Source organism: Capnocytophaga sp. oral taxon 336 str. F0502 (genome assembly GCF_000411575.1).
Classification (GTDB): Bacteria; Bacteroidota; Bacteroidia; order Flavobacteriales; family Flavobacteriaceae; genus Capnocytophaga; species Capnocytophaga ochracea.
Genome location: NZ_KE150489.1, coordinates 413,682 through 438,166 on the forward strand (window position 1 = coordinate 413,682; position 24,485 = coordinate 438,166).

Annotated in this window: 17 protein-coding genes and 1 pseudogene; 13 read left to right on the forward strand and 5 right to left on the reverse strand. The window is 39.1% G+C overall.

Translation table 11 applies throughout. The annotated features are described in order from the left end of the window. The first annotated feature begins 4 nt into the window (after positions 1–4). From HMPREF1528_RS05220 to HMPREF1528_RS13060, 4 genes and pseudogenes are all read left to right on the forward strand, one after another. Entirely contained in the window at positions 5–775 is a 771-nt protein-coding gene (locus tag HMPREF1528_RS05220) for a ParA family protein (RefSeq protein ID WP_016478929.1), read from the forward strand. Continuing rightward, the gene (locus HMPREF1528_RS05225) at positions 775–1,707 is read left to right on the forward strand and encodes a ParB/RepB/Spo0J family partition protein (protein WP_016478930.1); all 933 of its coding nucleotides are present in this window, start codon (positions 775–777) and stop codon (positions 1,705–1,707) included. Before HMPREF1528_RS05220 ends, HMPREF1528_RS05225 begins: the two co-directional genes overlap by 1 nt. Continuing rightward, complete coding sequence (locus tag HMPREF1528_RS05230; protein ID WP_034567858.1) at positions 1,700–2,320, forward strand: DUF5683 domain-containing protein; 621 nt, start codon at positions 1,700–1,702, stop codon at positions 2,318–2,320. Before HMPREF1528_RS05225 ends, HMPREF1528_RS05230 begins: the two co-directional genes overlap by 8 nt. A 175-nt stretch (positions 2,321–2,495) precedes the next feature. Next, a pseudogene (locus tag HMPREF1528_RS13060) lies at positions 2,496–2,627 on the forward strand (hypothetical protein); the annotation flags it as partial. Positions 2,628–2,703: 76 nt separating this feature from the next. Here the strand turns inward: HMPREF1528_RS13060 and HMPREF1528_RS05235 are convergent. Both HMPREF1528_RS05235 and HMPREF1528_RS05240 read right to left on the reverse strand, forming a co-directional pair. Next, positions 2,704–6,594 carry a response regulator gene (locus tag HMPREF1528_RS05235; RefSeq protein WP_016478932.1) on the reverse strand — a complete coding sequence of 1,297 codons (3,891 nt, stop codon included), beginning with the start codon at positions 6,592–6,594 and terminating at the stop codon, positions 2,704–2,706. A gap of 4 nt (positions 6,595–6,598) precedes the next feature. Further along, positions 6,599–8,647, reverse strand: a complete 2,049-nt coding sequence (locus HMPREF1528_RS05240; RefSeq protein ID WP_002671070.1) for an HD family phosphohydrolase — start codon at positions 8,645–8,647, stop codon at positions 6,599–6,601. Positions 8,648–9,273: 626 nt separating this feature from the next. Between HMPREF1528_RS05240 and HMPREF1528_RS05245 the strand changes: the two genes are divergently transcribed. From HMPREF1528_RS05245 to HMPREF1528_RS05260, 4 genes are all read left to right on the forward strand, one after another. Next, positions 9,274–10,521 (forward strand): ABC transporter permease, encoded by a 1,248-nt coding sequence (locus HMPREF1528_RS05245; RefSeq protein WP_016478933.1) that lies wholly within the window; start codon positions 9,274–9,276, stop codon positions 10,519–10,521. A 226-nt stretch (positions 10,522–10,747) separates the two neighbouring features. Beyond that, positions 10,748–11,671, forward strand: coding sequence for a tyrosine-type recombinase/integrase (locus tag HMPREF1528_RS05250; protein WP_002671087.1), 924 nt, complete (start codon positions 10,748–10,750; stop codon positions 11,669–11,671). 32 nt (positions 11,672–11,703) lie between these two features. Continuing rightward, complete coding sequence (gene hpf, locus HMPREF1528_RS05255) at positions 11,704–11,994, forward strand: ribosome hibernation-promoting factor, HPF/YfiA family (protein ID WP_002671089.1); 291 nt, start codon at positions 11,704–11,706, stop codon at positions 11,992–11,994. Between the two features lie 114 nt (positions 11,995–12,108). Next, entirely contained in the window at positions 12,109–13,302 is a 1,194-nt protein-coding gene (locus HMPREF1528_RS05260; protein WP_016478934.1) for an OmpA family protein, read from the forward strand. Between the two features lie 139 nt (positions 13,303–13,441). On the opposite strand, the gene ligA is transcribed toward HMPREF1528_RS05260, so the two are convergent. Further along, a complete protein-coding gene (gene ligA, locus HMPREF1528_RS05265) occupies positions 13,442–15,430 on the reverse strand; it encodes an NAD-dependent DNA ligase LigA (RefSeq protein ID WP_016478935.1) in 1,989 nt (662 codons plus the stop codon). Between the two features lie 32 nt (positions 15,431–15,462). Then, positions 15,463–18,138 carry a putative LPS assembly protein LptD gene (locus HMPREF1528_RS05270; protein WP_034567892.1) on the reverse strand — a complete coding sequence of 892 codons (2,676 nt, stop codon included), beginning with the start codon at positions 18,136–18,138 and terminating at the stop codon, positions 15,463–15,465. 953 nt (positions 18,139–19,091) lie between these two features. Here HMPREF1528_RS05270 and purH point away from each other — a divergent pair. From purH to HMPREF1528_RS05285, 3 genes are read left to right on the forward strand one after another with little or no spacing between them, the layout of a single operon-like run. Further along, positions 19,092–20,624, forward strand: coding sequence for a bifunctional phosphoribosylaminoimidazolecarboxamide formyltransferase/IMP cyclohydrolase (gene purH, locus HMPREF1528_RS05275; RefSeq protein ID WP_016478937.1), 1,533 nt, complete (start codon positions 19,092–19,094; stop codon positions 20,622–20,624). Between the two features lie 21 nt (positions 20,625–20,645). Next, entirely contained in the window at positions 20,646–21,383 is a 738-nt protein-coding gene (locus HMPREF1528_RS05280) for an MlaE family ABC transporter permease (protein ID WP_009411747.1), read from the forward strand. Between the two features lies 1 nt (position 21,384). Beyond that, positions 21,385–22,626: an MFS transporter gene (locus tag HMPREF1528_RS05285; protein WP_016478938.1), complete on the forward strand. Its 1,242-nt coding sequence runs from the start codon at positions 21,385–21,387 to the stop codon at positions 22,624–22,626. Between the two features lie 83 nt (positions 22,627–22,709). Here the strand turns inward: HMPREF1528_RS05285 and HMPREF1528_RS05290 are convergent, their stop codons facing one another. Next, positions 22,710–22,967, reverse strand: coding sequence for a hypothetical protein (locus tag HMPREF1528_RS05290; RefSeq protein WP_015782646.1), 258 nt, complete (start codon positions 22,965–22,967; stop codon positions 22,710–22,712). 74 nt (positions 22,968–23,041) lie between these two features. Between HMPREF1528_RS05290 and HMPREF1528_RS05295 the strand changes: the two genes are divergently transcribed. Then, complete coding sequence (locus tag HMPREF1528_RS05295; RefSeq protein WP_016478939.1) at positions 23,042–23,347, forward strand: DUF4286 family protein; 306 nt, start codon at positions 23,042–23,044, stop codon at positions 23,345–23,347. 102 nt (positions 23,348–23,449) lie between these two features. After that, positions 23,450–24,475, forward strand: a complete 1,026-nt coding sequence (locus tag HMPREF1528_RS05300) for a hypothetical protein (protein ID WP_016478940.1) — start codon at positions 23,450–23,452, stop codon at positions 24,473–24,475. Positions 24,476–24,485: the final 10 nt, after the last annotated feature.

Here is a 24,485-nt window from a genome sequence, read left to right on the forward strand (position 1 = left end):
ATCTATGGGTAAAATAATAGCTATTGCAAACCAAAAAGGAGGAGTAGGTAAAACCACTACTTCCGTGAACTTAGCCGCCGCATTGGGCGTATTGGAGAAAAAAGTATTACTCATCGATGCCGACCCGCAGGCAAATGCTACTTCTGGCATAGGTATTGATGTAGATTCTATTGAGCACGGTACTTACGAGCTTTTGGAACACACTATGGAGGCTAAAGATATGATTGTTCACACCAGCTCTCCTAATCTCGACCTTATTGCTGCTCACATCAACTTAGTGGCTATTGAGATTGAGCTCGTAGACAAAGAACAACGAGAATATATGCTCAAAAAAGCCTTAGAGCCTATCAAAGACCAATACGATTACATTTTGATAGACTGTGCCCCCTCGTTGGGACTTATCACCCTGAATGCTCTTACAGCAGCTAACTCGGTGATTATACCTATCCAGTGTGAGTATTTCGCTTTGGAAGGGTTGGGTAAACTTCTCAATACTATTAAAAGTGTACAAAAAACCTTTAATCCCGATTTGGATATCGAAGGCTTACTACTCACTATGTACGATGCGCGCTTACGTTTGTCTAACCAAGTAGTAGAAGAGGTACAAAAACACTTCAGTGATATGGTGTTTAAAACCATTATTCAGCGTAATGTACGCCTTAGTGAAGCACCTAGTTTTGGTGAAACCATCATCAACTACGATGCTACCAGCAAAGGGGCTACCAATCACATCAACTTAGCTCAAGAGATTATAGATAAAAACAAAACTGTATAATGACAAAACCTGCTAAAAAACCTGCCTTGGGGAGAGGTATTTCAGCTATTTTTGGCAATAGCCCCGAAGTGGCTATTAATTCTATCAAAGATAAAAATGCCGATAAGATTGTAGGAAATATCATAGAGCTTGAACTCGACCTAATAGAAACGAACCCCTTTCAGCCTCGTACTTCTTTTAATGAAGAAGAGTTACAAGGGCTCGCTTCTTCTATTGAGGAATTAGGGGTAGTGCAACCTATCACTGTACGCAAACTCGACGGAGAAAACAAATATCAACTCATTTCGGGCGAACGCCGTTTCAGAGCTTCTAAATTAGCTGGACTAAAAACCATTCCTGCCTATATTCGCATTGCCGATGACAACGAGTCACTCACAATGGCTTTGGTAGAGAATATTCAGCGTCAAGATTTAGATCCCATAGAGATTGCTCTTTCTTACCAACAGCTCATTGAGCAGGTGAATCTCACTCAAGACCAAATGAGCAAACGTGTGGGCAAGAAACGTTCTACCATTACAAACTATTTGCGTTTGCTCAAACTCGCTCCTATCATTCAAACAGGCATACGCGACGGATTCATTTCTATGGGGCACGGTCGTGCAATAATCGCCATAGAAAACCCTGAACAACAAGCGGAAGTATACCAGCGTATCATTTCCGATAATTTATCGGTACGCGATACCGAAGAACTCGTACGCCGTTTGCAAAACCCCGAAACGCCTAATGTAGTGAGCATACAGCTACCTAAAAGCAGTAACAAAAACGAAGTTCCTTCTTACATTAAAGAAAATATGAGTAGTTTAAATCATTTTTTTGGTACTAAAGTTACTGTAAAGATGAGCAAGAACGGCAAAGGTAGCCTTACCATTCCTTTTAGTTCAGAGGAAGATTTCAAACGTATTCAAAGTTTATTACACAAAAAGGATGAGTAGAACGATTGTTTTGATAATAGCCCTACTTATGGGAGTGGGTATTTCGTATGCACAAGACGATACAGAGGAAGTGGTAAAAACACCCTCAGACTCTGTGCAGGTAGCTGTTATGCAAGACAATATGAAAAAAGTCTCTTGGAATACCGACCCTCTTTCGCCTGCTAAAGCCGCTTTCTATTCAGCTGTTATACCAGGCTTAGGGCAGATATACAACAAAAGCTACTGGAAAGTACCTTTGGTGTATATCGCTATCGGAACCCCTATATACTTCTACATACAAAACTCTAAGGAATACGATCGTTACCTCACTGCCTACAAACGCCGTCAACAAGGATTTACCGATGATGAATTCTATGGCAATCGCCCTGATGGACAACCTCGTCTCAGTACCGATGGATTAAGACGAGGCATACAGTTCTATCGTCGTAATAAAGAGCTTTCTATTCTTATAGGGATAGGCTTATACGCCCTGAATATCATTGAGGCGAATGTCGATGCACATCTCAAACAATTCAATGTAGATGAACGCCTCACAGTAGAACCTTTCATTCAACACGATTTCCTCACACAGCCCCAATTTGGCTTGACACTCAACTATAAATCCAAGAAATAATGGGTACACAAAACTTATTGGAACCCTTGCTCCACATCATTGAAATAAGAAAGTATTTTTGATATTGCTACCAAATACGAAAAAGATACTTTTCAGTATATTAAAAATACAGACACTAAATAATTACTTCGACTGTTTTCTATGAATGTGTGGGGTGATTGTGTAGCTAAAACTACCTGATGAGAACAATGTAGGGCATTTATATCACGCTAACGACGACCTTAAGAACTTTTACAACTCTCTTGACCCTACCAATAGCTTTAACCCAGGTATTGGTAAGACCTCTAAGAAAAAAGATTGGAAATAGAAACTCATAGTATTACATATTTAGAGAGGCTACCTCAAAAAGTTTTGAGATAGCCTCTCTTTTTTGTTTTTCTTTATCACTTCATACCTTCTCTATAATCACGTGGTGTTATTTTAGTAGCTTGTTTAAAAACTGTACTAAAATACTTAGAAGAGTTAAATCCTACTTCAAAAGCTATATCAGTAACTGATTTTTCTGTTTGTTTTAAGAGCTGGCAAGCTACTTCTATGCGATACTTATTGATATATTCACTGATACCAATGCCTGTAATTTGTTTCATTTTATTATACACCGAAGCACGACTCATTGCCATTGCTTCAGAAATCATTGTTACATCTAAGTCGATATTACTATAGTGCTTTTTGATGATTTCATTAAGTTTTATCATAAACACTTCGTCAGCATTGCTGATAGTAGTAAGTGCCGGTGAAGGAATCAATAGTTCTTTTTCATAACGTTGCTTAATGAGCTCTTTTTGTTTGAGCAAATTACCTATTACAGAAAGCAAAAGGTCTATATCAAAAGGTTTAGAGAGATAAGCATCGGCACCTAATTTATAGCCTATCTTTTGACTTTCGGTATCACTTTTAGCCGTGAGTAATATCACGGGAATATGACTGATTTGCAAATGCTCTTTCACCTCTTTACACAACTGATAACCATTCATTACAGGCATCATCACATCGCTGATGATAATATCGGGCTGATGCGTTTTTAATAACAACAAAGCCTCCTCACCATTTACTGCTTTTAAAACGCTTTTAAACAACGGACGAAGTTCATCATAAAGATAATTTAAAAAATCAGGATTATCATCTACTAAGAGTACAGAATACATAGAGGTATCCATAGTTACTGCTATCTTCTCTGGGGCTTCAGTTTGTTCTTCTTCACCTTCAAACTTATGAAGGACGCCCTCAGTACTATGAGAATAAGGTAATTCTACATAAAAAACCGTTTGCTCTTCTTCATCTTGATAAGCCCCAATAGTACCGAGATGTTTCTCCACTAATTCTTTACAATAAGCCAACCCTATACCACTACCTCGCTGGTTGTGTTTTCCTTGTTCAAAGCGAGTAAAGAGCTTATCCATATCAATATTATGCAATCCTATACCGGTATTTTCTACTTGAAAACGCACTTTTTGTTCGTTATAACTACTGCGAATGTGTATAGTAGAATACTCATTACTAAACTTTACTGCATTCATTAGTAGGTTAGAAAGGACTACCCTTATTTTGGCACTATCTAACTCTACAGGGGGTAGATTTTTATCGAGGTGTAGTTCTAAACTTATATGCTTTGTTTCAAATTCTTGTTCAAAATCTTTAGCACTATCGGTGATAAGGTGATTCAAATCAGTATAGGCTTTGGTGAGTGTATTTTCTAACGAAGTATTACGGTTATAGTCTAATACCCAATTGATAATATTCTTCATAGTAGTAGCTTGACGGAAAGCACTCTCTAACTGGGTTTTCTGTGAACGCGTGAGCTTACCACTCTCGGTATGATTCAGCAGACGCTTTAACGGTGCATAAATGAGGGTAAGAGGCGTGCGCAATTCGTGACTTACATTGGTGAGGAATTGTATTTTATCTTCATTGAGTTCCTGCTGATGCAAAGCTATTTGCCATTTGAGTTGTTGTTTTTTACGACGCAGATAACCCCACATTACACCTGCAATAATAGCCAACAAAAGCAAAGAAACTCCCACCAAAAAAGAAGTGCGCTGATACCACACAGGAAGCACTTCGAAGTTGAGCAATGGGGTATCTTTCGTCCAATAGCCATTTTTAGTCATACAAGCGACTTCTACTTGGTATTTTCCTACTGAAAGCAAAGAGATGTCTAAACTATTGTCATAGGTTTCAATCACCGAAGTTTGGGCGTTATTTTTAATCTTAAAACGGAAGAGTATGCGCCTAAACATATCTTTTTCATTCAATCCTACATTTAGTTTTAAGGTTTTGAAATAAGGGGGTACCTCTTTAGGAAAGTTTTCGGCGGTGTATATTTTGCCGTTCAATTCTATATTTTGCAAAAAGAGTAAAGGAGTACTACTCTCTTCGGTGTGAATATTCTTATTTATCTTCACAAAACCACCCACTCCTCCCATATAGATGTAAGGGGAAGGTAACAACTGTACATAGCCTGTAAGCACATCGTTGTGGAGAAAGCCATCGGAATCGTCCCAAATCATTATCTTCTTATCAGGAATATGATAAGAAAACAGCACATTGGAAGCATTAATCCACAAACGCTGTTCAGTATCGAGTTGCATATAGCTAATTTGGTGGAACATATTGTCGGTTCCTACGGCACTGAGCTTCTTTTGTGGTATCGCATAACTAAACAACCCATTGGAAGTAGCAATCCAAAGGGTGTGATGAGCTTTATCATTGCATACTGCGCTAATAGTATACCCCTCATTAAGGGTTAGATAACGTGTTATCTTAGCTTCCGATAACTTCATTTGGTAGAGTACATTTCCTTTGGAGAGAAATAAAGTATCACCTTGTTGTGCTTTGAGCTGTAAGGCATTTTTAGGAGTAAGTCCTTCGGCAAAAGAAATTTTATTAAACTCTTTGTTTTGAAGATTATACAGATAGGTATTTTTAGCTGTAATGAGTATTTTATCCTTAGCAATGTGATACACAAAGGGAGTAAAGCCTGCGTGACACTCTTGCTGGTCAGTAGCTTCATCGATGAGCAAGAAAGGAGTGTAGGAACGACTCAGAATATTATATATGAAAAGACCTTTGCCATAAAGAGAGACTAACAACTCATTAGGTGAAAAGTAGGTTATAGAAGAGACCTTATCGTTATACGTATTGGTATGATGTACAAATTGTTCTGTTTTGGGATTAAAAGCATTGATACCTCCTCCATCGGTGCCTATCCATATGATGCCATTGGGAGCTTCGAATAAACTTATCACAGCGCGTTCACTTAACCCATTGCTACTTCCTAACGCACTATCGGTATAAGTCTTGATATAGGTTTCTTTAAAGAGAAAAACGCCATCGCGCACTGTACCTGCCCAAAGGTTATGATTAGGGTCTTCATAAAGCACTGTAATGGAATTGACCGGCAAGGAATGTATATTACCGGCACTATGCTGAATATTGTAAAAAGTGTTCTTCTCAGGACTAAAAACCGATACTCCTCCCCCATCGGTGGCTAACCATATATTGCCTTTATAAGGCTTGATATCTAAGATAATATCATTGGACAAAAGAGTATTGTGAGTATCGTAATGCGAGCGCAATTCACCAGCAAGGGTAGCACGAAAAAGCCCTTTTTGAAAAATAGAATAATACACTTCTTTGCGTTGTGCATCATAATACAAAGAACTCAGTGGGCTTGTATTTTCAATAAACAAACTCAACAGTTCTGAGGTAAGAGAATACTTATAAATACCATCGTTTTCAGTGCCTACAAGAAAGGTTGTATTATCAACAGGACATAGATAGGTAATGAGGCATTCTTTATCTTTTGTTTTAGGTTCTTTCCTCAAAGGCAAACGCCCTATATTTTTAGTTTTGTAGTTATACTGGTAGATAGCACTATATCCACCAAAGTAAACCCCTTGCTCAGTAGCACAAATAGAGAAGAGTTGTTGCTGGATTTTAGAGGTAAAAGTATCTTTATTTGGGTCGTATTGCCATACGCCTTTATCGGTTACAGCCCAAAGGTTATGCTGGGTATCTTCATAAAGATGGTAGATGTAAGACTCAGTATATCTTTTGATATGATTACGGTCTACCCTATTGATACCCTGGCGAGTACCTATCCACAAAATTCCCTTATGGTCACGTACAATAGCGGTAACGCCCGATTGAGAGAGACCGTGTTCAATGGAAATACGTTTAAAATAGTATTCCGTAGGGTTTTGCCCATAGATTACCCACGTAAAAAAAAGTAAGATACAAGTGCCAAGCACCGATGGTAGTTTTATTATCTTCATTGGGTTATTCAGGGTATTCGATGCGTACGTGATAGATATTGGTAAGTTTGCTTTTAAATATGCGTTTGATAGCTTCGATTTCTTTGAAAGATATATCGGAATTGGCAAACTGATTATCGTCTAATTGTTTTTTGATAATACGGTCTACAAACTCATTGAGAGCTTCGAAGGTAGGATTTTTGAGGCTCTTAGTAGCTGCTTCAACCGAATCAGCCATCATAAGAATAGCGGTTTCTTTGGAGAAAGGAATAGGACCTGGATAACGGAAATCTTCTTCCTTAGTACCTTCGGGATTTAAGTCTAAGGCTTTGCGATAGAAATAATAAGTAAGACTGCGTCCGTGATGGGTTTTAATAAAATCGATAATGCGTTTGGGCAGTTTGTTTTTATGAGCGAGTTCTACTCCATCGGCTACGTGCTTGATAATCACCTTAGCGCTTTGTTCAGGAGTAAGCTGGTCGTGAGGGTTGAGGCTTGTTTTTTGGTTTTCGGTAAAGTAAATAGGGTTTTCCATCTTACCGATGTCGTGATAGAGGGCACCTACACGCACCAAGAGGGTATTAGCTCCAATCTCGGCAGCAGCAGCTTCGGCAAGATTAGCCACTTGCATAGAGTGCTGGAAGGTGCCTGGAGCTTTTTCGGAAAGCTGACGCAAGAGCTTGGTATTTGTATCGGAGAGTTCTAAGAGAGAGACATCGGAAACTAAGCCAAAAGTACGTTCGTAGATATACGTAAAGGGTTGCGAAAAGAGAATACCAATACCATTGAGGATAAAGAGGGTAAGTAGAGAGATATCGAGCCCTTTGAGTGTTCCTTCGGTAATGGTGTGGAAAGCGATATAAATAATTAAATAGGCAGCCGTGATGAGTCCCGCCGATACAAAACTGCTCAATCGGTAGTGCATTCCCTTAGGGGTGAGAATGATAGCCATAGCAGCCACAATCTGTATGAATACAAACTGGAAGCTATTGGGCACAATAAAACCTGTGATGAGTATGGTGCTGATATACACAAAGAGGACGGTACGCAAATCGAAAAACGACTTGAGAATGAGCACCATCATTCCTACGGGGACAATATAGATATAATCGGGGAAATACCTTGAAATGAGCCCTACGAAAAGAATCATACTGAGCATATTGAGTAAGATAACACTCAATTTAAGGTTGCTTTTATATAATTTATTCTCGTATATTTTTAAGTATAACGCCATCAGTAGCAATACCATAGCTACTAGCGTGTAATAACCTAAAAGCGACCAATTATAGTTGTTCTGACTCCACGTTTGGGTTTCGTACTCGTCTCTGAGCGACAACAAAGTATTCAGTTTTTCGCCCTCTACCAATTCACCTTTGGCAATGATGAGTTTCCCTTTATTTACCCAACCGCGCGTATAGACTATCTCTTTAAGGTTTTGAGTAAGCGCTTTTTGAGTGAAATTTTGGTCGATTACGAGATTAGGAGTAAGGATTTCAAAGAAAAGGTCGTAGTAATTTTTGTGATACTCATTATAAGGGGCGGTATCGAAATAGTTTTTAATAGCTGTTGCCAACTGTTGAAGATATAACACACGTTCGGCAGGTACTTCTACTATTTGATTGTTATGCTTGATAATGAAGATTTCAGAAGGACTAAACGCAGGCTGATTAAGCATCACTCCATTGCGATAGCTTTCCGCTAAAAAAGCCTCAGCTTTTTTAAGCAAGAGTTCTCGTTTATCGTCGGGCAGATGTTTAAAATAAGCGTACTTTTTCTGTTCAAACTTTTGCTTAGCACTCACAAAGGCGGTAGTATCTTGCTTGTAATACACCGTAGATTGGTTGGTTATTTGTTGTTTTTCGGCTTTTATTTGCTCTTCTGTTTTCTTTAAGGGAAAATCAAAAGGGGCATATAGGTTCTCGTGTTGCCAAAGCTCTCCTTTGCGAAATTCGTATTTAAATTTCGCTTTTTCGGGAAATACTTGCAAGATGAGTACTAAGGCTATAGCAAAGGCTAAAACCTTGAACACAAGTGATTTTTTAATAAATGCTTTGATATTTTTGAGCGTTATCATCGTTTTTCCTTTCTCAAATGTAGATGTAAATGCAATGCAAAGATAAGAAATAATTTTTTAATACCAAAAATGCCAATAATACCAGAAATGCCAATAATACCAGAAAATGAGGAAATGAGAGAATTAGAAAATGAGAGAATTAGAAAATGATGTGCGAGCTTAAGTTAGAGGAATGAGGCTGTGCCTCAGAAATTAAACAAAAATTTAACAAAATCAAGGCTACGCCTTGTGAAATAAGAGAGGTTCTGAATTTTCGGAAGATATCGGAGAGATTCGGAAGAAGGGAGGGAGGAATTTTGGTGAAAAAAGGGTGTAAGGAGGGTGGGGTTAGCTTATAGAGAGCTTATAGGAAGCTTATACGAATCTTGGACGATTGGTATAGAAAGGGTGTATAAATGGTTGAATAATAGCATAATACAACAAGGCTAAAAACGGTAAAAACGGGGTTTCGAGGCGAAAGAAAAAGGAATAGGCACTAGGCCTTAGGCCATAGGCACTAGGAGGGAGTATGGTGGGGAAGGGGGAATGTAGAGACAGAGAAAGTGAAGGAAAGAAAAAAATATTTCGTATTTAATTAAAAAAAATAATGTACATTTGCAAAAAAGAAATACAAGTATAACTGACCTATGTTTATTTATTTGCAGCTATTAAAGGAGAGTTTTAACTTCGCAATCAAATCGTTGCGAGATAATAAGCTCCGCACTTTCCTTTCGTTATTGGGTGTAACGGTGGGAATCTTCTCTATTATATCGGTATTAGCGGCGGTTGATTCACTGAATAGAAGTATTCAGGAGAGCCTTTCGGGGTTAGACAAGAATATGATAAACGTCTCTAAATTCTCTTTTGCTCCTACCGATGTACCCCGCTGGCAACGCTTGAACTTTCCGCAAGTTACCTATCAGGAATACGAATTTATGAAGCGTGAAATACCTAATACTGAAGCTGTGGTGTATGAATTGTTTGGGGTATTTTCGACGATAAAATACAATGGCAAAACGATTCCGTCGCCTACTATACAATCTACTTCAGCAGGAGTTGAACAAATAAGTGATATTAGGATAGAAAAAGGTAGGTTTTACAACGAAGCTGAAGCGAATGCCGGTACTGCGGTAGTTATATTAGGGCATAATCTGGCTGAACAGCTTTTTGGTGAGGAAGACCCTATGAATAAAGAGATACGCATTTTTGGTCGCCGACTCACAGTTATTGGGGTACTGAAAAAATATGGCGAACTGGGGGGAGGTCCCGATGATAATGCTTATGTGCCAGCTAATTTCGTAAGAGGATTTATGAATACAGGCCCACAAGGACTACCCAGTGGAGTAGTGTTAAAGCCTAAAAAAGGAGTAGATATGGCGGAGTATGAAGCGGTATTGCGCCAGAAATTCCGTGCTTATCGCGGACTCAAACCTGAGGATATAGATAACTTTTTTGTCAATAAAATATCGTCGTTTACTGATATGATAGACGAAACGATTAGTATGATGAATGTGGTGGGCTGGATTATAGGAGGCTTTTCAATCTTGGTAGGAGGCTTTGGTATTGCTAATATTATGTTTGTAAGCGTGAAAGAACGCACGAGCCTTATAGGAGTACAAAAGTCGTTAGGAGCTAAAAACCAGTTTATCTTGTTTCAGTTTTTGTTTGAAGCGGTGCTTTTGGCTATCATCGGAGGACTTTTTGGGTTGTTCTTTGTGTGGTTACTAACCTTTATAATTCCGAGCAGTAGTGATGGGTTTAACTTTGTGCTATCGTTTAAGAACGTAGCGATAGGCTTAGGAATCTCGTTTGTAGTAGGTTTGCTTTCGGGTATTATTCCTGCATCGTCGGCTGCACGGCTCAATCCTGTGGAAGCGATTAGAACCGGGCAGTAATGTAAAGTAATTTCAATATATTTAGTAAGAAAAGAAATTTTATAGGAAGAAAAAGAGAAATATAACTTTCTCATTTTCTACAAGTAAAAAAATAATTAACAATTCATCTTAAAATTTAACACTTTTTTTATGGAGTATGTCAAAAATATTTACTTATTTTGTAGCGAAGAAAGGTGAGAACCTTGCTTGAAAAACTGAGTTTACTAATCAACTAAATTTTTAACCTATGTCTATCAACGCCTTTATTATTTATCTTTCGATAGAGATGAAATATTCTGACCATACAGTTGAGGCTTATAAACACGACCTTAGGAGTTTTGAGAAGTTTATTAAGAGTCTATATGAGGAAAAAGGGGAAGATTGCTGTTTGGAACAAGCTGACCAAGAAGATATAAAGAAATGGATTATACACTTATCGGATGAAACTATTTCATTTAGGAGTATCAATAGGAAGTTATCGGCTTTAAAGACTTATTACAATTTCTTGAAGAAGACGAAACAGATAGAAATAAGTCCGTTTGAGAAAGGCATATTTTTATTGAAAACGGAGAAGAAGCACAAGTTGCCTTTTTCGGAAGCTGAGATTGAAAAGGTGTTGTCCTTTTTTTCATCGAAGGATTCATTTGATGAAGTGAGGAATAGGGCAGTGATTGAGACGCTTTATGCTACGGGTATACGTCGCTCAGAGTTGTCTGGACTGAAAGTAAGTGATGTGGATTTTGAGCAAAAACAAATAAAAGTGCTTGGGAAAGGTGATAAAGAGCGGTATATACCTATTATTCCTGAGCTTGAAAACACTCTTAAAGAATATTTAGTTTTAAGAGAAGAGGTAAAGAATGAAAAAAGCCAGGATTATCTATTTTTAGTAAAGAATGGTAAAAAGATATATTCGACGCTGGTATACAGAATTATTAATTCGTATTTTAGCGTTGTAACAACAAAGAAAGATGTGAGTCCTCACGTATTGAGACACTCATTTGCGAGTCATTTGTTAGATAATGGAGCAGACCTTTATACTGTGAAGGAACTACTGGGGCATTCCAGCTTGGCTTCTACCCAAGTGTATACGAACACCAGCTTGGCTGAACTCAAAAAGCAGTATAAGAAAGCACACCCTCGGGCAAAAGGCAATAGCAATGAGGAAGAATAATTGAATTGTTAAACCTTAAATTTGTAAACATTATGAAAGTACACGTACACCCAGTTGATTTTACAGTCGACCAAAAATTAGTAGACTTTATTCAGAAAAAACTTGATAAGCTCGATAATTTTTACGATAGGATTATCGAAGCAGATGTGCATTTGAAGTTGGAAAATACCAATACCAAAGAAAATAAAATAGTAGAAGTGAAAGTACATATCCCAGGAGAAAGTCTTGTGGTAAAGAAACAGTTTAAGACTTTTGAAGAAGGGGTTGATAGTGCTATCACACCATTGGAAAGAATGTTATTAAAACACAAAGATAAGCACTAAAAACTTATGCAATAGAGAAGAGCAGAAGTTTTAAAGTTTGTTAAAAACTTTTTGAATACAAAAAAAAGTTATATCTTTGCCCCAGTTTTTGTATAATTATAAAATCAGAAAGTAATGAAAAGAAGCATTTTACTATTGGCTTCATTGGTTTTCTTTGGAGTCCAAGCACAACAGAATGACTATAACAAATGGTCTATTGATATAAATGGAGGGTTTAATAAACCTACCACTCCTTTTACAAGTGGGTATAGTACTAATACGCCTAATTTATGGAGCACAAATGCAGGTGTGCGCTATATGGCAAACAACAAGTTTGGGGTTCGATTAGGCGGTGGTTACGACGTTTTTAAGAATGATGACGATACGCCTAATTTTGAATCTAGACTTTGGAATGTAAACCTACAAGGGGTAGCAAACCTTGCGAGTGTTCTTAGCTTTGAAGAATGGACAAGTGACTTAGGATTACTATTGCACGCAGGTTTTGGATATTCACAGCTTAATAGTGATTATATTTCTAAACCCGACCAAATAGCATTTCTTACAGTAGGTCTTACTCCTCAGCTGAGAATTTCTAACCGTATAGCTTTTTTGCTTGATGCCTCAATGTACATCAATAGTAAGCAACAACTTACTTATGACACAAAATCAGCTAATGGACAACAAGGCTTCCAAGGAAACCACTTTACCCTTACTGCTGGTTTAAATATTGCTCTCGGTAAACACGGTAAACACGCCGATTGGGCAGCAGCTTCTAAAAAAGACGAATTAGAAGAAGTGGCTCAACGCGTAGCTAACCTTGAAAATAACGTTGCTGACTTGAAGAGCGAAGTGGCTAACAAGCAAAACAAAATGAACGATGCCAATGGCAACAACGTTCCTGATGAAATTGAAAGCTACTTAAACGACAATTACAAAGCAAAAGATAAAGTAGGTGAAAACGGAGAAGTAAAAGATGATGATGTAGCTGCTGACCTTATCAGAAAAGGTTATATCAATGCTTACTTTGATTTCAATTCATCTAAACCACAGATATCATCTTCTTGGGCTGTAGATTTTGTAGCTAAGTATATGAAATCTAATCCTAATGCACACATTAATATTAATGGTTATGCTGATGAATTAGGAGGTACTCAGTACAACCAAACTTTATCACAAAAACGTGCTGATGCTGTGAAAGATTTGCTTGTGAAAACAGGTCTTGATGGCTCTCGTATTACTGCCGAAGGAAAAGGCGTAGATGCAAGTGTTGATAAGAACTCTTCAAGAGCACGTCAGTTAGCTCGTAAAACAACTTTTGACTTGAAATAGTAAGTATAATCGACTTAGAATAATAATGACAAATGCCCCCAAAAGTACTATCTTTTGGGGGCATTGCTTTTTATGAGAAGGATTATTTATTTTAACAAACAAAGAGAAGGCTATAGCATAAAAGGATATGCAACTCTACTTACAAAATCATTGCATTAAATTCTTCTTCACTAATCATCTTTACACCTAATTGCTCGGCTTTTTCTTTCTTACTTGGTCCCATATTATCGCCTACTATCACGTAATTAGTTTTAGAAGAGATAGACGACCCTACTTTACCTCCGTGTTGTTCAATAAGGGCTTTGAGTTCCTCCCGTGAATACAAGTGAAAGACCCCAGAGACCACAAAGGTAAGCCCTTTGAGAGTATCAGTTTGACCTTCGGTGGCTTGTTCATTAATCGAAAACTGCAAGCCATAGCCTTTCAGCCTATCGATGAGTTGACAGTTGTAGTCATCAGCGAAGAAGTTTACTATACTGCTAGCTATTTGGTTCCCTATTTCATCTACTTCCACCAACTGTTCGACAGTAGCATTTTCTAGGGCTTCAATCGTTTTGTAGTGGCGTGCCAGCTTCTTGGCAACAGTCTCACCTACATACCTAATCCCCAAAGCAAAAAGCACGCGTTCAAAAGGTATTTCTTTTGATTTCTGAATACCTTTAACAATATTCTCAGCACTCTTTTGTGCCATACGCTCTAAGGGGAGCAATTTCTCTACGGTTACCTCATAGAGGTCAGCATAAGTATGGATAATACCGGCACGGAAGAGTTGTTCTACTGTCTCTTCACCTAAGCCTTCTATATCCATTGCTTTGCGTGAGATAAAATGCTGAATCCTACCTGTAATCTGGGGCGGACAGCCATAAGCATTAGGACAGTAGTGCTGCGCTTCGCCTTCGTTACGAACCAATTCAGTACCACATTCAGGACAATGGGTGATATATTTCACGGGTTGAGCATCTGCTTCGCGCTTATCTAAGTTCACGCCTACAATTTTAGGGATAATCTCCCCGCCTTTTTCTACATATACCGAGTCGCCTATGCGAATATCGAGCTTTTCAATCTGGTCAGCATTATGCAATGAAGCCCGTTTTACTACGGTTCCCGCTAATAACACGGGTTTGAGATTTGCCACCGGAGTAATAGCTCCCGTACGTCCCACTTGGTAGGAAATACTCTCTAAAACAGTATCTACTTGTTCAGCTTTGAACTTGTAAGCCATTGCCCAACGCGGTGATTTTGAAGTATACCCCAACTCTTCTTGCTGGGCAATACTATCTACTTTTACCACTACTCCATCAGTTTCATAAGGCAAAGTGTGACGTTTGGTATCCCATTCGTTGATAAAGTCCATCACTTCGGCAGTAGAATGGCACAATTTGGAAATATTAGGTACTTTAAAGCCCCATTCGCGTGCTTTTTCTAAACTCTCAAACTGACTCTTTATACCTGTGTTCCCTACCAAAAAGTACAACAAGCAATCCAAACCTCGTTTAGCAACCTCGGCAGTATCTTGCAATTTGAGACTACCGCTGGCGGTGTTACGAGGGTTCATAAAAGGGTCTTCGCCAGCTGCTATACGTTCCTTATTGAGGTTTTCAAAGGCTTTTTTAGGCATTACTATCTCCCCGCGAATGTAAAAACGTTCAGGGTAATCGCCTTTTAGTTGCAAGGGTACTGAACGAATCGTACGCACATTGGCGGTAATATCGTCACCTTGAATACCATCTCCACGAGTAGTAGCTTGTTTAAGCTTGCCGTTTTCGTACAACAAATCTATAGAAGCACCGTCGTATTTCAGTTCGCAAGTAAAGTTAATTTGGTCACTGCCTAACGTCTTGATAATACGCTGTTCCCATTCCTCTAAGTCTTCCTTAGAATAAGAGTTATCTAACGAGTACATACGGTATTCGTGTACTACGGTTGGAAAACTTTTAGTAACAGAACCTCCCACGCGTACAGTAGGCGAATTCTCATCGTAAAACTCTGGGTATGCTTGCTCTAAGGCTTGTAGTTCTTTGAGCTTTTGGTCGAACTCATAATCCGAAATCGTAGGATTGTCCAGCACATAGTAGTTATAATTGTGCTCATTGAGTTCCTCCCGAAGTTGTTGTATCTTTTCTTTCATAATTCTCCTTGTTACCTTTTACCTCTTACCTTTTACCTTAAGACCCTATCCGGCTCTTTGTTCTTCTCCCATTTTAGGTCTGAAAGCATTGAGGCTTTGATGCCGATAAAGAAATACCAGGAACTGCGATAACCGAACGGAGTAAACTGAAAACTCATACGGAAACTGCTCAAATCGCGCTCAAAACGTAATTGGGTATAGGTGAATCCTTGGTTTACAAAGTCATAACCGCTCGAAACTCCTACCTGCCATTTGGGCGTGAGCGATACGTTCCCTGAGAACATTAGCGAGTTGTTGGATATCTTATTTTCGCGTGCCTGATTGCTATAAGTAAGCGAGTGTGCTAAGGTTATGTCCCAAGGGATAACTGCCTTGTAAAAGGTCTTCTTCTCATCTTTATCCTCGCCTTCTTTGCGGTTCTTATCCATATCCTGCACTTCGCTTAGTGGTTTCGACGACCCAAAGAGGTCATCAGTACGTCCTCCCGCTACGTTACCCGTTTGTTTGTCTTTATTCTTGTCTTTTTTATCTTTGTTCGAGAATGAATAGTTGGTAGAAATATTGGCATTAGTAAGCCTAAAAAGGCTACCGCCGTTGTCTATATTCCATTTCTCCATTTGTCGTCCGTTGTTGTCTATTGCATAAGGGTTGAGTGTTGCTCCAAAGTTCACCCCGAGCTTCCCGTTAAAGAAAGAAGTACCCCCCGTAATGTTCAGCGGACTAAACTGTTTAGTAATCACGTTGTAGTTAGAACTGAAATTGAGACTGTTCAATAGCATTACCTTTTTCGGCTCAGCATCAGTGCTATCTTTTTGTTTCACTTTGGCTTCAAAGGTGTTTGCCAATGAGAACCCTATCGATTGCGACTCACCCAAACTTGGCGTACCGTAGATACCCCCCTCAAAACGGGTGTATTGTGAGCGGTTGCCATAAGCGTCTGAAATATAATAATCGTAATACTGGTCAAAAGAAGGATTATAACCATAACTCACCGAGGGTCGCATCACGTGACGAATAGCTTGTATTTTAGCGTTCTTGCCAAAACGGAAAGTACCGTAGATAGTCGTACCGAGACTCGCCCCGAGGTTGTACGTCATAAAACGGTCAAAACCGCTAAGGGTGTCAATGCCCACCTTGCCCGTATTGCTGTTGAAGTCCTTACGGCGAATTGTCTTAAATTGCCACGTCTCGTTTACTGATGAGTTCAACCCTAAGGTAACGTATTTAAATAGCTTAGCAGTTGTACTCACTGGTATAGAGTGTCGCACCCCGTTTCTCGCCTCGTCAAACATTTTTTTAGTAAAGAACAAACTGTCATAGGTCGAAAAACGGTTATCGGCTTGCATACTGTACTGGAAATTCAAACTCTTGATAAGTCCTTTCTTCGTTTGTCCTTCACGGGCAAAAGGATAAATGCGCTCCATACTCGCACGCATCGAAGGGAGTGTCATATCAATACTTTTCGTATTCGTATTTTGTGAATGCGATGCCGATAGCGATAAGTTAATCGAAGGATACGCTGGGAATGTCTTGGAATACGAGATAGACGACATCATCGTGTTGTTCAAAAAGTTCGACGTGTTCGCTTGATTGTAGGATTCTTGATAATATCTACTGTTGCTCGATAGGTTCACCGAAGCCGAAAAGTTAGAATTAGGGTTGGCTTTGCCGTCTTTGGAATGCGACCACTGGATATTGTACATACGGCTACCTGAATAGTCAGGTAAACCCCTCATACTGTATATGTTATTCTCAAATGAAAGATTAAAGTTTCCTGAATACTTGTAGCGCTTCACATAAGCCGATTGTGCCCTAAGCCCATAGCTACCATTGGTATAATAGTCACCCGTAAGCGAAAGGTCAAAATTGTCGCTAATTACAAAGTAATAACCTATGTTCTGCAAAAAATAGCCACGGTTATTCACTTCTCCAAAGGTAGGGAAGATAAGCCCCGAAGTGCGTCCCGATACCATAGGGTAATAAGCGAACGGAATAGCCAAAGGCGTAGGAATATCCACGATATACATATTGCTAAACCCTGCGATAACCTTCTTCTTAGGCACGAACTTCGCTTTGCGCACTTTGATGTAATAATCAGGGTCGTCGAGGTCTTCGGCAGTAGTGATAATCGCGTTTCTCATAAAGTAAGTAGAGTCATTTTCTTTCTTAATGATTTCGCCTTTTATGTTGTTCTCGTCCTGCTTGGTATAAGCATTGCGGATAATCGCCTTCTGGTTGCGGTAATTAAAACGTATCGAATCGGGCTCTATTACATCACTACCTTGCTTAAATACAGGGTGTTGGGTATATTCTCCCACGCTGTCTTTTAGGCGTCCGGCATACACTTCGCCTTTCTCATAGTTAATCACGTCTATTCCCGCAGTGATGTCAATATCAGTATATTGCACATTAGTTTCGTTGTACAAAATGATTTCGTTCTTCACCTTGTTGAACACAATACTGTCCTTAGCCTTGTATTTCACAATGTCTTCCAAGGCATTCTTAGGTTTTTTAATCGTATCGTTTTTAAGGGAATCTTTAGCTTTTTCCGAAGGTTTCTTAGGCTTGATACGTCGCCCACGGCGGTCGTTTTTAGGCTCTACAGTATCTTTTTTGATAGTATCGCGCACTGCCCACGGAGTTGTATAGTGAAAACCACCCGACTTAAAGGCGAATGATTCCGCATACCAAAGACAGGAGCTTACCACTAATAAGCTGATAATGAAAGTGAGTTGACGTTTATAATGTAACAAAGTTCTTTCTGTATAGTTTTATTGAGGGGTCAAAAATACAACTTTTTTTTGAATTAACTGCTATCTACGAAAAAATCAACTCCCAAAACACAAGATTTTACAAACAATAGCCCTTCACTATAACGTTGTCACACTCACCCTTTTTTCTTTGTGTCGTTGCGCCGGAGATGCTTGAAAAGTCTCAAAATCGCTTTTGCATCGCAAACTTTTCCATAATTTAAAACTTTAGTAAAGTTAAAATCTCCTCCACTTTTCCTCCACTTTTTCCGTCGCTACATTCCCCCTTTGAAGACTGCCAGCAAGAAGTTTTCACCACATCACCTCCACTTTTCCGTCACCACATTCCCCCTTTGAAGGGGGGATGTTATCCCCTACTGCCTATGGCCTAAGGCCTATCACCTCTTCCTCTTTCTTTCGCCTCGAAACCCTCTTTTTACCATTTTTTGCATCGCTGTATTATACTATGAGTCAAATACTTATATACCCTTCCTATACCAATCGTCCAAGATTCGTATAAGCTTCCTATAAGCTCTCTATAAGCTACCCCCACCCTCCTTATAGCCTTTTTTCATCAAAAGACCTCCTAGCCTCCTTCTGAAAATCTTCGTTTCCTTCCGAATTCTCCTAACAGTCCCAACACATCGCTTTTTCATCTCAAACTAACAATCTCTCTGCTGGTTTACAAGGCGTAGCCTTGATTTTGTTTAATTTTTGTTTAATTTCTGAGGCACAGCCTCATTCCTCTAACTCAACCTCGCTCCTCATTTCCTAATTCTCTAATTTTCTCATTTCCTCATTTTCTCATTTCCTCATTTCCAGTATTATTAGCATTTTTTTAATCTTTTGTTTGCTTGGTATTGATAAAAAGTAGTATTTTTGTAGCCTAAAATGAAACCTTTTTTTTCCAAATGAGCACTGCAAAACAAGCAAAATCTGCCTTAATATCTGTTTTCGACAAAACAGGATTAGAGCCTATCATTCACAGAATGAAAACCTTAGGAATTACTATTTACTCCACAGGAGGTACTGAAGATTTTATCAAGAAATTAGGCGTAGAGGTAGTTCCCGTCGAATCTATCACCGATTATCCTCCCATTTTCGGCGGACGTGTCAAGACGCTCCACCCTAAAATCTTCGGAGGTATCCTCAACCGTCAGGATAATGCACAAGATACTGAAGAAATGAAGCAATATGCTATCCCTCAAATCGATATAGTGATTGTAGACTTATATCCTTTCGAAAAAACAGTAACCAGCGGAGCTAGCGAGCAAGAGATTATTGAAAAGATAGATATAGGAGGTATTTCGCTTATTCGTGCAGCTGCCAAAAACTATAAAGATGTACTTTGTGTGGCATCGGTAAACCAATATGCTGACCTTTTGTACATCTTAAACGAACAGCACGGTAGCTCTACTTTGGAAGAGCGCCACTCCTTTGCTACTAAGGCTTTCCGAGTATCCTCACACTACGATACCGCTATCTTCAACTATTTTAATCAAACAGAAGAAATTCCTACCTTAGCGATTAACGAGTGCGACGGACAAGTATTACGCTATGGCGAAAACCCTCATCAAAAAGGAGAATTTTACGGTAATTTCGATGCCCTTTTCGATAAACTACACGGCAAAGAGCTCTCTTATAACAATTTGTTAGATGTAGATGCCGCCGTAAACTTAATGGCTGAATTTGTAGGTGACGACCCTACTTTTGCCATACTGAAACACAACAATGCTTGTGGCGTAGCAACTCGCAAAACGATACACGAGGCATATAAAGATGCTCTCGCAGGCGACCCCGTATCAGCTTTTGGTGGTATTCTCATCTCTAATACTAAGATAGATTCAGCTACTGCCGAAACCATTCACTCGCTGTTTTTTGAGGTAATCATTGCACCTTCTTACAGCGATGAAGCCCTAAAAATACTCGAACAGAAGAAAAACCGTATTATTTTAGTACAGAAGAAAGCCAAAATGCCTACAACAAGTGTGCGCTCGTGTCTCAACGGCTATTTGGTACAAGAAAAAGACCTCAAAACCGATAGCATAGAAGATGTACAATACGTAACTGCTGTAAAACCCTCAGCTGAAGTGCTCGAAGACCTCTTTTTTGCATCTAAAATATGTAAGAATACGAAATCGAATACCATTGTATTGGCGAAGGATAAACAGCTCATTGCAAGTGGTACAGGACAAACCAGTCGTGTAGATGCTCTTAAACAAGCTATTGAAAAGGCTAAAGAATTTCAGTTTGACCTCAACGATGCCGTAATGGCAAGCGATGCCTTCTTCCCCTTCCCCGATTGCGTAGAAATCGCTCACAACGAAGGTATCCGTTCGGTGATACAACCTGGAGGGTCTATCAAAGACCAAGCCAGTATCGATTATTGCGATGCACACCAAATGGGAATGGTATTCACAGGAGTACGACATTTTAAACACTAATAAACGCTTTTTAAACAACGTATGAAACACATTGCAGCCGTAGGAGGCTATTTTATAATGCTTTATGATGTCTTTCGCAAACGCACCCGTTGGTCGATAATGAAAGACCTTATCTTGCGTGAGATAGACGATTTAATATTTGGGTCAATAGGTATCGTGACTTTTATCTCTTTCTTTGTAGGAGGGGTAGTAGCAGTACAAACCGCCCTAAATATCGATAACCCTTTTATTCCTAAATATCTCATAGGTTTCGCCACTCGCCAATCTATTGTATTGGAGTTTGCCCCCACCTTTACAGCTATCATCTTGGCAGGAAAAATAGGGTCGTTTATCACTTCCAGTATAGGTACTATGCGCGTAACCGAACAGATTGATGCTCTTGATATTATGGGAGTAAACTCAGTGAATTATTTAGTATTCCCAAAAATAGTAGCCCTAATGTTAATGCCTTTTCTTATCGCCTTAGGTATGTACTTAGGGGTATTAGGAGGCTGGGCTTCAGCGGTGATGAGTGGTTATACCACCTCTGCCGAATTTGTGCAAGGAGTACAATACGACTTCAAACCTTACAGTATGATATACGCTTTCACCAAAACGATAGTATTTGCCTTCTTCTTGGCTACTATCCCGTCCTATCACGGCTATTATATGAAAGGAGGTGCACTGGACGTTGGAAAAGCGAGTACCGTTTCATTTGTATGGACAAGTATAGTGATTATCCTTTCTAACTCGGTACTCACACAGTTGTTCTACGCTTAAAATGTATCAAGAAAACAAACCACAATATCGCATTTTACTGCTTATCGCCTTAGCACACGGACTCAATGACCTCATTCAAGGGGTCATTCCGTCTATTTATCCTGCTCTGCAAAGCAAATATGCTCTCACAATGGCGCAAGTAGGGGTTATTACACTCTGTTACCAACTTTCAGCCTCTATATTGCAACCCTTAGTAGGCAATTATACCGATAAGCACCCTAAGCCCTACTCACAAGTATTAGGAATGGCATTTACTACTATGGGAATCGTGAGTTTATCGTTGGCGAGTAGCTATACAGCTATACTGTGCTCGGTGGTATTCATAGGGGTAGGTTCATCGGTATTCCACCCCGAATCGTCCAGAGTAGCATTTTTAGCCTCAGGAGGCAGACGCTCGTTCGCACAAGCTATCTTCCAGTTGGGTGGTAACTTTGGGACAGCCTTAGCTCCTCTATTGGTGATATTACTATTGTTCAGCAAAAAAGTAATCGACGGACGAGTTGTAGAAGAAAGTCATCAAGGCAATTTAATATGGTTTGCAGGGTTCTCTATCTTTGCAATGCTTATACTGCTCCTCATAGGCAAATGGCGTAGCATTCTGCTTAAATTGCTCAAAAAGAAAGCTAAAAAACCTGTAGTGTTGCCCAATCTCACTCGTGCACAAATACACAACTCTATGATTATATTGATGTTGCTAGTATTCTCCAAGAACTTCTATACAGCAGCTATCAACAATTACTTTCAGTTTTATACCATTAAAAAGTTCGGATTTAGTAATGCTGAGGCACAAGTATACCTATTTTACTTTTTAGGAGCAGTAGCTGCGGGCTCACTTATTGGAGGTTTTTTAGGTGATAAAGTAGGAAGAAAATTTATTATTTGGTTTTCAATCTTAGGGGCTGCCCCCTTTGCGCTTTGGTTGCCTTACGCCGATGCTACCACTACGGCAGTACTCATCGTGCTGATTGGGTTTATCATTTCATCGGCTTTTGCCTCTATTTTAGTCTATTCACAAGAGCTTTTGCCCCAGAAAATAGGAATGATTTCAGGCTTTTTCTACGGTTTTGCTTTTGGTATGGGCGGATTGGCTTCGGCAGTATTAGGCAAATTGATAGACATAACCAATATTGACTTCGTTTATAAACTATGTTCTTTCTTGCCTTTGATGGGGCTTATTGCATACTTTTTGCCAAACTTATCTTCTGTATCTCTTTCTCAAAAACAGACACAAGCAACCCCATAAGGGTATTTTGCAATACTCTTACAAATAAACTTTTTCAGTGTTTAAGCTATATTTCTAACTTATGTTTAAGCTATATTTCTAACTTACGATAATGCGTTGAGTTTCTCGATAAGAGCCCCTGCTTTTTGTTCAAAGTCTCTTCTCACTTGTTTGAGGTGAGCGCCTCTGTTTTCCACTGTTTTATCGGCTACTTTATCGATAAGCGTATCAAAATCGTTGAGAATTTCGGTTACAAGAGCTTTACCTTCCTCAGTTTGCATCTTTCCTGTGAAATACACTGCATCGATAATATCACCCAACACGTAGTTGATGTCCTTTTTTAAATTGCGAATACTTGCCATACGTTTTTAATTTATTTATAAATTGGTTGCAAAGTTATGAATTATTTATTATCTTTGCAAAAAATAAATGCGTAATGTATGTATATAATTTAACAGTGGTGATAAGCGATGAGGTATTCACCCAGTGGCAAGAATGGCTACAAAACGTTTATTTACCTACTATAAACACTAATAAAGCCATAGAGAGAGTACGAGTGTTTAAAGTATTAAACGTACCTGAAAAACACTATGCCATTCATCACGAAACTACTTCACCCGCACAGTTATTGCATTTCATTGAGCACACTATTCCTAAACTCCTACAACAGTCTGCTGAAACTTTTGGCGAAAAGGTTCTCTTTTGGGGCACCCAACTGAAAGAAGTAAAAAGTGAAGAGTGAGAAGTACATAGATTTTGGCACAGAAATTGATTTACATTCATTAAGCACTAACCATTGACCATAAACCATTAATTACACACTATTAACTAAAAACGATTGACGATGAAAAAGAATTTTAACCTCAGAAAAACGATGAGATACCTCTCCTTAGGTCTGGTAGCCTCATTAACACTTACCTCGTGCGTAGGTTATTACTATGCCGATGGTATCTATAACGACCCTGTACCCGAAAGGGTAAGATATGTGGAGAGAGAAAGCTATCCTGAACGTTATGACTATCCTCCTGAAAACCGTTATACCCCTAATAAATATAAGGATTTTTTCAGTGAGAAAGCTCAACAATATCAACAAAAAACTGACAGTAGTTTTACGCATTTTACTGATGTGAATAGCTATCGCTCCAATGCCTATACAGGCAACTCCTCTTACGGAGGTTGGGGCAGTAACCCTTCACGAGTGAATGTAAATGTGTATAATAACGGTTGGGTAAATCCTTATTACGGCTGGAATAACTATTGGGGCTACGGAGCTTGGTATCCTTATTATAGCTATTACGACTACCCTTACTATCGCCCTTATCGCTCTGGCTGGAGCTTTTCCTTAGGTTGGGGCTGGGGTAACTACTACGACCCTTATTGGGGTGGTTACTACGGAGGCTACTATCCTTACTACGGTTACTATGGCTATCCTTATTATGGATATTATGGATATTATGGATATTACGGATACCCATACTATGGATATTATCCTTATGGTGGATACTATGACCATTATTACGACAGAAGATACTATGACAGCGATTATCGTGTAAGAGAAAGAGGTTATAGAAGATCATACACAGGTGACACACCTCGCGATGATAATCGCAGAGACTATCCTTCTTATGATAATCGTTCAAGAAATACCTATAGCCGTCCTTATGATGAAGGAAGGTATCGCAGTAGCAACCAGAATAATAACTACAATCAGAACAATAATTATAATCGGGGTTATTCTTCCCCTCAGTATGATTCAGGGAGAAGTTATGACAGCGGTCGATACAACTCAGGAGGAAATTATGGAAGTGGCAATTCTGGGGGAAGTAACAATCAATCTTCAGGAGCTGGTACTACAAGAAGAGATTACTAACTTAAAAAGT

What these genes read in the sequence shown, in the direction of transcription:
- HMPREF1528_RS05245 (WP_016478933.1), top strand. Translation starts at nt 9,274, where the DNA reads ATGTTTATTTATTTGCAGCTATTAAAGGAGAGTTTTAACTTCGCAATC.
- HMPREF1528_RS05230 (WP_034567858.1), top strand. Translation starts at nt 1,700, where the DNA reads ATGAGTAGAACGATTGTTTTGATAATAGCCCTACTTATGGGAGTGGGT.
- HMPREF1528_RS05280 (WP_009411747.1), top strand. Translation starts at nt 20,646, where the DNA reads ATGAAACACATTGCAGCCGTAGGAGGCTATTTTATAATGCTTTATGAT.
- hpf (WP_002671089.1), top strand. Translation starts at nt 11,704, where the DNA reads ATGAAAGTACACGTACACCCAGTTGATTTTACAGTCGACCAAAAATTA.
- HMPREF1528_RS05225 (WP_016478930.1), top strand. Translation starts at nt 775, where the DNA reads ATGACAAAACCTGCTAAAAAACCTGCCTTGGGGAGAGGTATTTCAGCT.
- HMPREF1528_RS05295 (WP_016478939.1), top strand. Translation starts at nt 23,042, where the DNA reads ATGTATGTATATAATTTAACAGTGGTGATAAGCGATGAGGTATTCACC.
- HMPREF1528_RS05240 (WP_002671070.1), bottom strand. Translation starts at nt 8,647, where the DNA reads ATGATAACGCTCAAAAATATCAAAGCATTTATTAAAAAATCACTTGTG.
- HMPREF1528_RS05300 (WP_016478940.1), top strand. Translation starts at nt 23,450, where the DNA reads ATGAAAAAGAATTTTAACCTCAGAAAAACGATGAGATACCTCTCCTTA.
- HMPREF1528_RS05285 (WP_016478938.1), top strand. Translation starts at nt 21,385, where the DNA reads ATGTATCAAGAAAACAAACCACAATATCGCATTTTACTGCTTATCGCC.
- purH (WP_016478937.1), top strand. Translation starts at nt 19,092, where the DNA reads ATGAGCACTGCAAAACAAGCAAAATCTGCCTTAATATCTGTTTTCGAC.
- HMPREF1528_RS05250 (WP_002671087.1), top strand. Translation starts at nt 10,748, where the DNA reads ATGTCTATCAACGCCTTTATTATTTATCTTTCGATAGAGATGAAATAT.
- HMPREF1528_RS05290 (WP_015782646.1), bottom strand. Translation starts at nt 22,967, where the DNA reads ATGGCAAGTATTCGCAATTTAAAAAAGGACATCAACTACGTGTTGGGT.
- ligA (WP_016478935.1), bottom strand. Translation starts at nt 15,430, where the DNA reads ATGAAAGAAAAGATACAACAACTTCGGGAGGAACTCAATGAGCACAAT.
- HMPREF1528_RS05220 (WP_016478929.1), top strand. Translation starts at nt 5, where the DNA reads ATGGGTAAAATAATAGCTATTGCAAACCAAAAAGGAGGAGTAGGTAAA.
- HMPREF1528_RS05235 (WP_016478932.1), bottom strand. Translation starts at nt 6,594, where the DNA reads ATGAAGATAATAAAACTACCATCGGTGCTTGGCACTTGTATCTTACTT.
- HMPREF1528_RS05260 (WP_016478934.1), top strand. Translation starts at nt 12,109, where the DNA reads ATGAAAAGAAGCATTTTACTATTGGCTTCATTGGTTTTCTTTGGAGTC.